The sequence below is a fragment of the Vibrio sp. M250220 genome (assembly GCF_036533795.1).
GTDB lineage: Bacteria > Pseudomonadota > Gammaproteobacteria > Enterobacterales > Vibrionaceae > Vibrio.
Map to the genome: position 1 here is coordinate 1 of NZ_JATABI010000010.1, position 13,417 is coordinate 13,417.

Genomic DNA, 13,417 nt, shown 5'->3' on the forward strand with positions numbered 1-13,417 from the left:
CGGTGTACAGCTTCAGTGAATGATTAACCTATAGTCTCCAGCCATTCCACCAATAGGGAAAAGCATGATGCGATAACAAAGATCCAGCTGCCAATACAATTAACCCACATAAACAGTCTGAATTTTTTAGATTTAGTGGTCACTCTATGTCTGATAAAAGGATAGGCAAGCCAGTAACACATCAATCGAGTTCCAATTGCGTAGGACATTTGATAGTTCCATTTCATATATCCTTGCTCATCGTAATATTTATCCAAATTCCTAGCTAATTGCTTGTCAATAAATACAATTCGTTCAATATTTCCGAATGAAACCATAGCGAACATAATCGCACCGAGTACACACCAAATAATAAAACACCAAAATATAAGCACTGTAAATAAGGCCAAAACTAATTTAAATGTAATCATCTAGCATTTTCCTGAATAGCTTCAACCTGATCTTTCCCCCACTGATAAGCAATATACATAATGTCACCAGTAGCTTTACCTAACATTGAGCCGCCAATTCCACCAACCGCGCCTCCTGCAACAAAAGCACTAATTGAAGCAATCGCTAACACAGGCGCAGAGGTAACTCCTACAATACCCAATACCAAAAGAGTACCGCCGGCTGCGATATTTCCACCGATGGTTCCCCCACCGACACCACCAATAAATCCTGTTATTTCACGAGACGTCACTTTGCCGCATTCTCCTGAGCCGTCAACAGAGCAGGCTTCATAAATATTCTTCGTACCACTTGCTGCACCAAGCACTAGCCCTACGTAACCAACTCCACGAGATGTCGCGATACCAATCGCCACATTCGCTATACGCTTACCTAAATTCGGTACCAGACCTTTTGCAATAATTTCATCAGCATTATGGATAATAGAATGAGTAGAGAGCGGTGTTTTTCAAGATAGTTGCCATCATTTGCTTGCTTATTAAGCTGCTTCTCTTTCTGGATTTAGGTGTACGTTACCAACTGGTTCACAGTTCCTGATATCACCAGGCCAGCGCTCAGGTTTTCGCTGTTTTGCTGCGAGCAATACCGAGACTTTCAAAGCCTTTTGTCGGCCAATTTGGCATGTACTTTACCGTGCGGAACAACGACTCAACATACGGATTATCATCACTGACTCTTGGACGGCTATACGATGAGGTAATGCCTAACTCATCCATCTTCGCTTTGAACGTCAGCGACTTCATAGGCGCACCGTTATCTGAGTGAAGAACCAGCGGTTGGCTGAAGCACTGTTCTCGCATCAACGTCCGTTGCAGGAGTTGTGATGCTAACTCGCCACACTCACATTCATAGACTTCATACCCCACGATTTTGCGGCTGTAGATATCTTCTATGACGTACAGATAATAGTGCTGGCCTCGGGTCGTTGAAGGCAAGTAAGTGATATCCCATGTGTAGACTTGGTTCGAACCTGTCGCCGTATAACTCGTTGGCTTAGCATGCGTTTTTCTGCTCCGTTGACGGCCTCGGTTGTGAAGTTGTCCTTGTGCACTCAGTACTCGATAATAGCTCGACTCTGAGGCGATATACTCACCTTTATCAAGCAGTGTCGGTACGATTTGAGTTGGAGGTAAACTCGCGAACTCTGGGCGGTTACACACCTCGATAATTGCATCACGTTCTTGCTGAGAGAGCTTGTTAGCTGGCTCTGGTCTGACACTGGTCGGTCTTTTATCCGCTTGGATCTCTCCTTGCCGATACCATCGACGATACGTCCTCAGGTCAATTTGAACCTCATAACAAGCTCGCTCTAAGCGGCAACCACTTTGCTTGGCATCGTGGATAAGCGTAATCAGGTACTGCCTTTCATCGGTTGAGGTTAGTCGTCCTCTGGCTCTTCCCCGTAAAAGGCTCTGAGCTTTTTTCGTAGAACCAACAGGGCAGCCGTTTCAGCGAGCGCCTTTTCTTTGTGGCGTAACTCCTTCCTAAGTTCTTTGATTTCAAGCTTATCCGCTTTGGCCTGTTTCTTTGCTTCCGCTTCCCGCTCTTTACTCGACATGAAGCCTTGCATGCATTCGCTGCGCCAGCGTTGAACTTGCTCTGGAAACAGACCTTTTTCACGACAATATTGGCTGAGTTCATTCTCGGTCATCGAGTAAGTCTCGGAGACGATGGCGAGTTTAGTTTGAGCAGACCACTGCTCTGATGAAGTGTTGCTGTTTGGCACTGCGGCTCCTGAACGTCTGAGTTGCTGTCGCCAATGATACAGGGTTGCGGTGCTAATACCTTCCTCTTTTGAAAGTTCGCTCACTGACAATGAGTATGGAGGCAGTAGCTTCTTCAATATGGCTTCTTTTCTTTCTGTTGGAATACGAGACACAATTCACTCTTACCGCCCTACACTGGTTAAATTTTAACAGTGACAACTATCCTGCCAGAGGGGGCACTACGACATTTTAGCTGGTGAAGAGTATCGTAGTACCCCGTTAGATCCAGAGACTGGCAAGTGACTCGGTCCAGCCACCGACTAAGAAAGTGGCTACTTTGTTGCTAACTTTTTGTTTTCAGAACAGCACCAACAAGAAAATCAGCAGTGGATCACCAATATGCCAGTGGAAACATTGGCTAAGTTATTGTCGAAATGGATGTCTACTTCGAGCGTTGGGAAGTTGAGGGCAATGCGAGAGCAAGTGAAGCGTTACATTCTGCCAGAACGAAAAAAACGGCCCAAATCAAGGACCGTTCGTATGAGTAAAACTCGCTACCCTGTTCGTTCCAAACACGTTAAGTGATAGGAGTTACCCCAGATTAGGCGCTTTTTCGCAGTCAATAGAGGTTAAACCGTTTGCTTAGCCAGCTGCTCTGGTTGTTGAGCCTCTGAAGCCAATTCAGCGCCTTCAATTGGTTCGCATTTATCAACAAACCAACCCATATATGACGTAATGATGGTGACGAGGATACAAACAAAGCTTAACCACATGAACGGCGCATAAGAAAGTGTTGCGACACCAAGGATGCTCGCCATGTAGATACCGTTATCGCTCCAAGGCACCATGCCCGAAGTCAAGGTACCGCCAAACTCTGCGTTACGAGAAAGATTTTTACGCTTGTAACCTAGACGGTCATAGTTCTTAGCACAGATCTTAGGGGTTAGGATCAGTGACACATACATCGCTGAACCGAAAACGTTACCCATAAAGGCGGTAGCAATCGTGCTTGTGGCAAGTGAACCTGCGCTCTGTACTCGACGTTCAAATAGTTTTGCGATGGTCTCTAGCACACCCACTTTATCGAGCAAGCCACCAAATCCTAGACCAAACACAATGACTGCAACTGAACCGAGCATTGATGACATGCCACCACGGTTTAGGATTGAGTCAATGAACGTTACGCCAGATGAGATTTCAAAAGGTGCCCACGCAGTGTTGAATGCTTGAAGGAAGTTAACATCTTGAATCATCACCGCCCAGATAATCCCGAGAAGTGAGCCGAAGCTGATCACAGGGAATGAAGGCATACGCATCGCCAGTAGACCAAGAACGATCACGACAGGGACGAATGAGTAAGGGGTGATGTAGAACTGCTCTTCCATCGCCTGAATAACAGATTGCACCTGAGTCATGTCAACGTTGCCAGCGTAGTGGAAACCAAACGCGGTGAACATGATGCCAGTAATGATGTAGCTGATTAAAGCCACTGGCAGCATCCCTTTAATGTGTTCTACGACTTCTACGTTGGACATCGAAGAAGCTAGGATCACGGAATCAGACAGTGGTGACATCTTATCGCCAAAGTAACAGCCAGAAAGTACCGCACCAGCGGTAATCGGTGCTGGAACGCCAAGTCCCTGACCAATCCCCATCATCGCAATACCCGCGGTGCCGGCCGCACCCCATGATGTGCCCGTTGCGAGTGCCGTCAGTGAACAGATGATCATCGTTGCAAGAAGGAAAATTGAAGGGTGAATTGCTTTCAGACCATAGTAAATGATGGTAGGAACGATACCGCCTGAAATCCAAGTGCCAACAAGCGCGCCGACTGCCAGTAGAATGAGTACCGCTCCCAAGCCGTTGGATATGCCGTCCAATGCTGCTTTCTCAAGATCCTTGTACTGGTGTCCTAAACGTATGCCGAGCACCATGATAATGAACCAGCCAATGTATAGGGCAAGCTGGATAGGAAGATCCAATTGGGCAGTGAACGAAAATGCCATCAATAGGAACAATCCAAGGGAGACGATAACCTGGATCAAGCTGGGTAGACGTGGGGTAAGTTGCGTCATACAGAGCCTCTTATAAATGTTGTGAGCAAGAGCAAATAGAAGCCACTGCACTATCTGCTTTACGAGTGTTAACTCCTTTTTGGTACGAGTGGCACTTTACCGTAGTTAGAATAATATTTCGATAAAATGTCCATTCAATGTGATTTGAGTCTGTAATGGTGATTTATTGCGGTTAAATATATGGTAATTCGTTAATTTTAATGAGTTGAAATGTTTTGAAATGTAATCAAGGTGTGGCACGTATTTTTCACTTATGTTTTAAGAAGCATTTGTTTTGTTTGTGAAAATAACAATCGAACAAAAAGGGAGCAAAATGTAGGTTTTGCACTTATTTGGAGTGGGAGTAGATAAAAGTTACAGATTTGATGCAATTTTTCCTTGAGATTTTGCTTCGAAAATTGAATATTGGGGTATCCCATTATTTAAGTTGATTACACGGAGAGTTGAGAATGAGAGTAGGTTTAGTTGGTTGGCGCGGCATGGTCGGTTCTGTACTTATGCAACGTATGGTTGAAGAGAAAGATTTTGACCTTATTGAACCAGTTTTTTACAGCACATCTCAAATTGGCATCCCAGCTCCCTTATTTGGAAATAGTAAGGTAGGCAAAGATGCTGGAATGCTACAAGACGCATTTGATATTGAAAGCTTAAAGCAGCTTGATGCCGTCATTACCTGTCAGGGTGGTAGCTACACGGAGCAAGTATATCCAGCACTGCGCCAAGCTGGTTGGAAGGGCTACTGGATTGACGCAGCGTCAACCTTACGTATGGCGCAAGATTCTATCATCACACTCGATCCAGTAAACTTGGCGCAAATCCAGCGAGGTATTCACGCTGGTACTAACACCTTTGTTGGTGGTAACTGTACGGTTAGCTTGATGCTAATGGGTCTTGGTGGTCTGTTCGAAAAAGGCTTGGTTGAATGGACGAGTGCCATGACTTATCAAGCGGCTTCGGGTGCTGGTGCACAGAACATGCGTGAACTTATTTCTCAAATGGGTGTAATCAATGACTCAGTTAGCAGTGAACTTGCTAACCCATCGAGCTCTATCCTTGATATCGACAAGAAAGTTGCTGATACCATGCGCAGCGGTTCGTTCCCAACAGACAAGTTTGGCGTTCCTCTAGCAGGGTCATTGATCCCATGGATTGATGTGAAGCGCGACAATGGTCAAAGCAAAGAAGAGTGGAAAGCGGGTGTTGAAGCGAACAAGATTCTTGGTTTCCAAGATTCACCGGTTCCTATCGATGGTACCTGTGTACGTATCGGTGCGATGCGTTGTCACTCTCAAGCGCTTACTATCAAGCTAAAGCAGAATGTACCTATGGATGAGATTGAAGAGATCATCGCAACTCATAATGATTGGGTTAAAGTGATTCCAAACGATCGTGACATCACCGCGCAAGAGCTGACGCCAGCTAAAGTGACTGGCACACTGTCTATCCCTGTTGGTCGTCTCCGTAAGATGGCAATGGGCGATGATTTCCTAAACGCGTTCACTGTCGGTGACCAGCTACTTTGGGGTGCAGCAGAGCCGCTACGCCGCACATTGCGAATCATCTTGGCTGAGAAAGCTTAAGAGAGGCGAGAGTTTAGAACGCTGCGCTTCGAGAACAACAGCAGTGATTGCCTCGAAAGTAACTGAGTATCGTGGTTCTGTTGGTCTTAATTATCTGAATTAAAAACACAAGGGTTGACAACTATTGTCAACCCTTCAATTTTTCTTGCCTCTACTCTACTACAACACGCTTATCTGGGTCTGCCAATTGGCTACCGCAGTACTTACAGTGCATAGCATCTGAATCATGACCCGCTCGGTTACAGTTTGGGCACTTGACCAGTTGTTTGTGGGCACTCATCTCATTGCTTAGTTCGGCGGTAATAATCCCGGTCGGAACCGCAAGAATCGAGTAGCCGAGCAACATTGTTAGCGACGCAATCGCCTTTCCTAAATCTGTCTGTGGCACCATATCTCCGTAGCCAACGGTTGTGATCGTCACGATTGCCCAGTAAATGCTTTTAGGAATGCTGGTAAATCCATTCTCAGGACCTTCAATAACAAATATCAGCGCACCAAAGATGGTGACTAAAATTCCCACAGCACTAAAGAAAATGAAAATTTTACGTCGAGCCATCAATAGCGAACGCATCAGAATGTTTGAATCTTGAAGGTAACGCACCAGTTTTAGGATACGGAAGATACGCATCACACGTAACAGACGTACCACGCCCATAAAGCTCGCCCCAGGGAAGAAGATAGCCAAATAGGTGGGAAGAATTGCGAGTAGGTCGACCACCCCATAAAAGCTCATCGCATAGGAACTGGGTTTAGGTGAGCAATAGAGTCGAAGTAGATACTCAATTGTGAAGAGTGCGGTAAAGGTATATTCGATGTATCGAAGTTGTTGTGACCAATCGTCTAATACATTAGGTAGGGACTCAATGATTAACACTGCCAAAGAGGCGATGATGGCAATAATCAGCGCGATATCAAAGGCGCGACCGGCAGGGGTATGGGTGCCGAAAATGATCACATACAAATGATGTTTAAAAGGCTTGCGAGGCATGATGTTGCACTGTCATTGTTAAACACGAAATGAATGGCAACATCATACCAGAAGATAGCGAGATTAGGCTAAACCCGGGAACAGGTTACGCAGACCGTTAGCGATAAACTCTATACCCAGAGCACCGAGGATCAGACCCATGATACGAGTGATGACGTTGATTCCGGTTTGGCCAAGAAAGCGAACAATTAAAGGCGCTGAGCGGAACAACAGCCAAGTACAAAGACTGAATAGCAGGATAGTGACGATGATCCCCATAGTGTCGAACATTGCAGGGTAGCGAGAACCGTAGACGATGGTTGAGCTAATCGCACCCGGACCAGCCATCAAGGGCATAGCCAGTGGAACCACACCAATCTGTTCGCGGCTGACGTATTCGGTTTTCTCCTGCTTGTTCTGCTTATCTTCGCCCAATTTACCGCTCATCATCGAGAAGGCGATACTTAGCAGCAGCAGGCCACCGGCAACACGAAACGAATCGAGAGAGATGCTAAACATATCCAATAGCATTTGTCCGGCGAGTAGCGAGACAACCAAAATAATTGCGACGGCAATGTTAGCGGTAACGGCAGTCTTGTGCTTCTCTTCCTGAGTCATATGCCCAGTCAATGAAACAAATACCGGCATGATCCCAACGGGGTTAACCGCCGCCACCAAGCCAAGAAAGAACTGCAAAAATATAGCGATTTCGAACGTTTGCATTCGTGATCCTAAAAGTAATCAACAGAGGGAACAGGTCATTTGCGGAATATAGTCGAAAATATATTCATCGACGAATGAAAAAAACTAAAGCAGAACCTCTTTCATTACTGAGAAAATCTTATTATTGAAAGAATAGTAAACACAAATGACACACTTTGTTACGTAGAATGGACGAGCTTGCGGGCTGATGTTTACACAAACGTTAACAATTGCACATTTTCAATAAAAAATAAGTCCAATTGTAGAGAGAAATGATCCATTGGATATACTCTCAGTAGCACAAAGTTTGTGGACTACATGTAAGTTTGTGGCCAAAAAATGAAACTTTTTTACAAGATGTTGAGATTTTTCGTGGTTGTCTGACTGTTTGCTTTATTTTTGCTCAATAATAAAATGTGATCTAAATTGTTATTTATCATTGGGTTACGATTGTTTTTGGGATTGGTGTACCACTTATTAGGTAAATAGTTTTTCAGAACTGATCTGGGTCAATTTTTTTCACAACCTGAAATAATATACTCAGCCTTGAAAGCAATTTACTAAGAAGCCTGTTCTGATTGCTGACAAAGAAGACTTCCGAACAGCACTCTTAATAAAAAGTTTTTAATATTTGCTAATTTTAGGAGAATCCCTATGCCTGTAACTAATATGGCTGAACTAGATGCAATGATTGCTCGCGTCAAGAAAGCGCAAGAAGAGTTCGCTACTTACTCTCAAGAGCAGGTAGACAAAATCTTCCGCGCTGCGTCTCTTGCAGCTAACCAAGCTCGTATCCCGCTAGCTCAACAAGCGGTTGAAGAATCTGGTATGGGTATTGTTGAAGATAAAGTAATCAAGAACCACTTCGCTTCTGAGTTTATCTACAACAAATACAAAGACGAAAAAACATGTGGCATCCTTGAAGAGGATGACAACCTAGGTACTATGACTATCGCTGAACCAGTAGGTATCATCTGCGGTATCGTACCAACAACTAACCCAACTTCTACAGCGATCTTCAAATCTCTAATCTCTCTGAAGACTCGTAACGGTATCATCTTCTCACCACACCCACGTGCTAAGAACTCTACTAACGACGCAGCGAAACTTGTTCTAGAAGCAGCAGTAGCAGCAGGTGCTCCAAAAGACATCATCGGTTGGATCGACCAGCCATCTGTAGAGCTTTCTAACGCTCTTATGAAGCACGATGACATCGCTCTTATCCTTGCAACTGGTGGTCCAGGCATGGTTAAAGCAGCATACTCTTCTGGTAAGCCAGCAATCGGTGTAGGTGCAGGTAACGTTCCTGTAGTTATCGATGAAACAGCAGACATCAAACGTGCTGTAGCATCTATCCTAATGTCTAAAACTTTCGATAACGGCGTAGTATGTGCTTCTGAGCAGGCTGCAATCGTTGTTGATGAAGTATATGACGAAGTTAAAGAGCGTTTCGCTTCTCACAAAGCTTACGTTCTAAGCAAAGCAGAAGCAGAGAAAGTTCGTAAAGTTCTTCTTATCGATGGTGCACTAAACGCGAAAATCGTTGGTCAACCAGCTCCAGCAATCGCTGAAATGGCAGGCGTATCAGTACCAGCTGACACTAAAGTTCTAGTTGGTGAAGGTCTAGGCAAAGTATCTTACGACGACGCATTTGCACACGAGAAACTATCTCCAACGCTTGGTCTATTCCGTGCAGACAACTTCGAAGACGCAGTTGCTCAAGCGGTAACAATGGTTGAGATCGGTGGTATCGGTCACACGTCTGGTCTATACACTAACCAAGACGTAAATGCAGACCGCATCCGTTACTTCGGTGACAAGATGAAGACTGCTCGTATCCTAATCAACATCCCGACGACTCACGGTGGTATCGGTGACCTGTACAACTTCAACGTTGCACCTTCTCTAACTCTAGGTTGTGGTTCATGGGGTGGTAACTCTATCTCTGAGAACGTAGGTCCTAAGCACCTAATCAACAAGAAAACTGTAGCGAAGCGAGCTGAAAACATGTTGTGGCACAAACTACCTAAGTCTATCTACTTCCGTCGTGGTAGCCTTCCAATCGCACTTAGCGACCTAGAAGGTAAGAAACGCGCATTCCTAGTAACTGACCGTTTCCTATTCAACAACGGTTATGCAGATGACGTAGTACGCCTACTTAAAGCGCAAGGCATGGAAGTTCAAACGTTCTTCGACGTAGAAGCAGATCCAACTCTATCTGTAGTAGAGAAAGGTGCTGAAGCAATGAAGAGCTTCCAACCAGACACTATCATCGCTCTAGGTGGTGGTTCTCCGATGGATGCTGCGAAAATCATGTGGGTAATGTACGAGCACCCAGAAACTCACTTTGAAGAACTTGCAATGCGCTTTATGGACATCCGTAAACGTATCTACAAGTTCCCTAAAATGGGTAAGAAAGCTGAGCTTGTATGTATCACTACAACTTCAGGTACGGGTTCAGAAGTTACTCCATTCGCGGTTGTTACTGACGACAAGACTGGTGCTAAGTACCCACTAGCTGACTACGAAATCACGCCAAACATGGCTATCGTTGATGCTAACCTTGTTATGAACATGCCTAAGTCTCTAACAGCATTCGGTGGTTACGATGCAGTAACTCACGCTCTAGAAGCTTACGTATCAGTTCTAGCGAACGAATACTCTGACGGTCAGGCTCTACAAGCACTTAAGATGCTAAAAGAGTACCTACCATCAAGCTACGCGAACGGTGCAGGCGACCCAATCGCTCGTGAAAAAGTACACAACGCTGCAACTATCGCTGGTGTAGCATTTGCGAACGCATTCCTAGGTGTTTGTCACTCTATGGCGCACAAGATTGGTGCTGAGTTCCACCTACCACACGGTCTGGCGAACGCACTACTAATCTCTAACGTTGTACGTTACAACGCGAACGACAACCCAACTAAGCAGACTGCATTCTCTCAATACGACCGTCCACAAGCACGTCGTCGTTACGCTGAGGTTGCTGACCACCTAGGCCTAAGCCAAGAAGGTGACCGTACTGCTCAGAAGATTGAACGTCTACTAGCATGGTTGGATGAACTAAAAGCTAACCTAGATATCCCAATGTCTATCCAAGCGGCTGGTGTATCTGAAGCTGATTTCGTTGCTAAACTAGATGAACTAGCAGTTGAAGCGTTCGATGACCAGTGTACAGGTGCGAACCCACGTTACCCACTAATCGCTGAGCTTAAAGAAGTTCTACTTGCTTCTTACTACGGTAAAGCGTTCGTAGAAGGTGAAACTTTCGAAGGTACTACAGTTATCAAAAAGAAAGCTGACCAAGTAGCGAAAGACGCGCCTAAAGCGAAAAAAGCAAAAGCTGAAGCGTAATAAGTAAGATTCAGTTTGAGATAGGTTTTCGCTAGCACGAAACCTACTTATCGGGAAAAGACTAAGCCCCAGTCGAAAGACTGGGGCTTTTTTTTGAGATGTGAGAGGTTAGAACGCTACGCTCCGAGAACGGGCTGCGCCCTACGAGATTATAGACCGGACTTCGTCCTTCGAGAGGAGCTTGTGATGAGTGAATCGAAAGTTGCAGGCAGCGCTTGCTGATATTTAAGCTTAATTACCTGAATTTAAAAGAAAAGGGTTGACGCTCTCACGTCAACCCTTTTTTCTAGCTTCTAGCTTCTAGCTTCTAGCTTCTAGCTTCTAGCTTCTAGCTTCTAGCTTCTATTTTTCGTCATCTGGAAGCTTAATATTGAGCTCAAGAACGGAAATATCATCATCTTTGTGCTCAAAAGATAGGTCGACCATTGATGGATCAACCGCGACGTATTTGCCGATGACTTTAAGGATATCTTCCTTTAGCTGAGGCAGATAAGACGGTGCAGGGTCGCTTTGACTGCGACGCTCTGCAACGATGATTTGTAAACGCTCTTTGGCTAAGTTGGCCGAGCTTTTTTTCTGCGGACGGAAAAACTCTAGTAATGACATTTAGCCTCCGAAAAGTCGTTTGAAAATCCCTTTCTTCTGTTCGGTCAGGAAGCGGAAATCCACTTGCTGGCCAAGCAGACGCTCTACCGTATCATCATAGGCCATACCTGCATCTGACTGATCATCAAAAATGACTGGTACGCCTTTGTTTGATGCGTTCAGCACAGCCTGACTTTCTGGAATAACCCCAAGAAGCGAAATATGCAGAATTTCTTCTACGTCTTCAACGCTAAGCATTTCACCCTGATTAACACGAGCAGGGTTGTAACGTGTAAGCAGCAGATGCTGTTTTACAGGCTCAAGCCCCTCTTCGGCACGAAGTGACTTAGAGTCGAGAATACCTAAAATACGGTCTGAATCGCGTACTGAAGAGACTTCTGGGTTGGTGGTCACAATGGCTTCATCTGCAAAGTATAGCGCCATCAGAGCGCCTTGCTCGATACCAGCAGGTGAATCACAGATAACGAAATCAAAGCCCATCTCATCCAGCTCATCAAGAACGCGGCGCACGCCTTCTTTGGTCAGTGCGTCTTTATCACGTGTTTGTGAAGCAGGCAGAATGAATAGATTGTCGGTACGTTTGTCCTTAATCAAAGCTTGGTTTAATGTTGCTTCACCATTGATGACATTAACGAAATCGTACACAACGCGACGCTCACAACCCATGATTAAATCAAGGTTACGTAGGCCGATATCAAAATCGATAACCGCGGTTTTCTTTCCTTTTACAGCCAGGCCTGATGCGATAGCGGCGCTGGAGGTTGTTTTACCCACCCCGCCTTTACCTGATGTGACAACAATAATGCGTGCCATTATGTGTTCCTTATAATATTAAATCGTTAACAACTCGAACTTGAGCGAGTCGTCGTTCAAACTGAACATAACTTTTTGTTGCCAGAACTCTTCGGAGAATTGCTCCGTAAGCCAGTAGTGTCCGGCAATCGACATTAATTCGGCATTAAGTTTATTGCAGATGATGACTGCACCAGTGTTCCCACTTGCGCCGGCAATCGCTCGGCCACGAAGTGTTCCGAGGATATGAATAGAACCATCTGCGATAACCTCAGCTCCTTCACTGACATGATTCAGTACGATAAGATCGCTGTCTTTGGCATAGATCTGTTGCCCTGAGCGAACTGGAGTACGGACAATTTTTGTCGCGCTCATTTTTGCAGGTGCTTGAGCAGGCGACTTACTGGCAGACATCACGGCAAAGTTGGCCTCAGAAGCCAGGTTTTGCGTGCGCTTGTCTTTACAGCCAGTAACGCCGACAGGAATCATCCCAGCTTGAGATATGCCTTGTTTTAGCCTCGAAAAGTCAAGATCGCTTTCTACTTTCGCGATATTGATTACCACGGGCGCGTGAGCGAAGAAAGCAGGGGCTTGCTCGACTTTTTCTTGTAAGAAATGAATAGTTTTGTCCACATCGTTGTCAGAAAGGTGTAAAACTGACAAAGTGAAGCTACTGCCTTTTAGGTCTGGAGTATTTGACATCTTTTACGTACAACCTCTTAAGGGCGTTGCCTGAGACTAGGGTTGTCATGTTATATTCCTAGAATAAGCTCAGCAAGTTATCTTGTGCCCAATTGACCGTTTTGCTTAAAAAAATAGCGAAACATTGACGTTCCATGAATTAAAACGATAAAAGGCTTCCAATGCTTTGTGCAATATACAAAAGTTCTAAAAAAGAAGGCGCTTACTTATATATCCCTAAAAAGGATGATTTCTCACAAGTTCCTGACACATTAATGCAGATGTTTGGCAAACCTATTATGGCTATGGTGGTGAAGTTAGAGGGGCGTACACTAGCTCAAGTAGACGTAGAGAAAGTGAAGCAGTCACTGAAAGATGACGGCTTTTTCCTTCAACTACCGCCACCACCGAAAAATTTACTTGATGAATACAAAGAGCAAAAACAAGCTCGTCAGCAGCCTGAAGAAGAATAAATTTATATTCGGACTGTTAGATTCTGTTGCT

12 protein-coding genes and 1 pseudogene are annotated in these 13,417 nt (G+C 45.0%); 4 read left to right on the top strand and 9 right to left on the bottom strand.

Going from position 1 to position 13,417, the window contains the following annotated elements:
- Nucleotides 1-23: 23 nt before the first annotated feature.
- From QTN94_RS05695 to QTN94_RS05705, 3 genes and pseudogenes are all read right to left on the bottom strand, one after another.
- Nucleotides 24-410 (bottom strand): hypothetical protein, encoded by a 387-nt coding sequence (locus QTN94_RS05695; protein ID WP_331417851.1) that lies wholly within the window; start codon nucleotides 408-410, stop codon nucleotides 24-26.
- Entirely contained in the window at nucleotides 407-805 is a 399-nt protein-coding gene (locus tag QTN94_RS05700; RefSeq protein ID WP_331427159.1) for a hypothetical protein, read from the bottom strand. Before QTN94_RS05700 ends, QTN94_RS05695 begins: the two co-directional genes overlap by 4 nt.
- Nucleotides 806-928: 123 nt before the next feature.
- A pseudogene (locus tag QTN94_RS05705) lies at nucleotides 929-2,329 on the bottom strand (IS3 family transposase).
- 178 nt (nucleotides 2,330-2,507) lie between these two features.
- Here QTN94_RS05705 and QTN94_RS05710 point away from each other — a divergent pair.
- Nucleotides 2,508-2,741, top strand: a complete 234-nt coding sequence (locus QTN94_RS05710; protein WP_331427189.1) for a hypothetical protein — start codon at nucleotides 2,508-2,510, stop codon at nucleotides 2,739-2,741.
- A 44-nt stretch (nucleotides 2,742-2,785) separates the two neighbouring features.
- On the opposite strand, the gene nhaC is transcribed toward QTN94_RS05710, so the two are convergent.
- Nucleotides 2,786-4,231 (bottom strand): Na+/H+ antiporter NhaC, encoded by a 1,446-nt coding sequence (gene nhaC / locus QTN94_RS05715; RefSeq protein WP_331427160.1) that lies wholly within the window; start codon nucleotides 4,229-4,231, stop codon nucleotides 2,786-2,788.
- A 449-nt stretch (nucleotides 4,232-4,680) separates the two neighbouring features.
- Here nhaC and asd point away from each other — a divergent pair, with 449 nt between their 5' ends.
- Complete coding sequence (asd, locus tag QTN94_RS05720; RefSeq protein ID WP_331418472.1) at nucleotides 4,681-5,811, top strand: aspartate-semialdehyde dehydrogenase; 1,131 nt, start codon at nucleotides 4,681-4,683, stop codon at nucleotides 5,809-5,811.
- A 151-nt stretch (nucleotides 5,812-5,962) separates the two neighbouring features.
- Here asd and QTN94_RS05725 read toward each other — a convergent pair whose 3' ends face one another.
- The gene (locus QTN94_RS05725; RefSeq protein ID WP_269376091.1) at nucleotides 5,963-6,799 is read right to left on the bottom strand and encodes an ion transporter; all 837 of its coding nucleotides are present in this window, start codon (nucleotides 6,797-6,799) and stop codon (nucleotides 5,963-5,965) included.
- Between the two features lie 63 nt (nucleotides 6,800-6,862).
- Nucleotides 6,863-7,501, bottom strand: coding sequence for a YchE family NAAT transporter (locus tag QTN94_RS05730; protein WP_138971561.1), 639 nt, complete (start codon nucleotides 7,499-7,501; stop codon nucleotides 6,863-6,865).
- A 633-nt stretch (nucleotides 7,502-8,134) separates the two neighbouring features.
- Between QTN94_RS05730 and adhE the strand changes: the two genes are divergently transcribed.
- Nucleotides 8,135-10,834, top strand: coding sequence for a bifunctional acetaldehyde-CoA/alcohol dehydrogenase (gene adhE, locus QTN94_RS05735; RefSeq protein ID WP_269376089.1), 2,700 nt, complete (start codon nucleotides 8,135-8,137; stop codon nucleotides 10,832-10,834).
- 342 nt (nucleotides 10,835-11,176) lie between these two features.
- On the opposite strand, the gene minE is transcribed toward adhE, so the two are convergent.
- Genes minE through minC form a run of 3 tightly spaced genes read right to left on the bottom strand, consistent with a single transcriptional unit; the run spans nucleotide 11,177 to nucleotide 12,934 of the window.
- Nucleotides 11,177-11,440: a cell division topological specificity factor MinE gene (minE, locus tag QTN94_RS05740; RefSeq protein WP_138971563.1), complete on the bottom strand. Its 264-nt coding sequence runs from the start codon at nucleotides 11,438-11,440 to the stop codon at nucleotides 11,177-11,179.
- On the bottom strand, nucleotides 11,441-12,253 hold the full coding sequence (minD, locus tag QTN94_RS05745; protein ID WP_138971564.1) for a septum site-determining protein MinD: 813 nt from the start codon (nucleotides 12,251-12,253) through the stop codon (nucleotides 11,441-11,443).
- A gap of 18 nt (nucleotides 12,254-12,271) precedes the next feature.
- Entirely contained in the window at nucleotides 12,272-12,934 is a 663-nt protein-coding gene (gene minC, locus QTN94_RS05750; RefSeq protein ID WP_331427161.1) for a septum site-determining protein MinC, read from the bottom strand.
- Between the two features lie 161 nt (nucleotides 12,935-13,095).
- Between minC and QTN94_RS05755 the strand changes: the two genes are divergently transcribed.
- Nucleotides 13,096-13,386 carry a YcgL domain-containing protein gene (locus tag QTN94_RS05755; RefSeq protein WP_331427162.1) on the top strand — a complete coding sequence of 97 codons (291 nt, stop codon included), beginning with the start codon at nucleotides 13,096-13,098 and terminating at the stop codon, nucleotides 13,384-13,386.
- The last annotated feature ends 31 nt before the right edge of the window (nucleotides 13,387-13,417 follow it).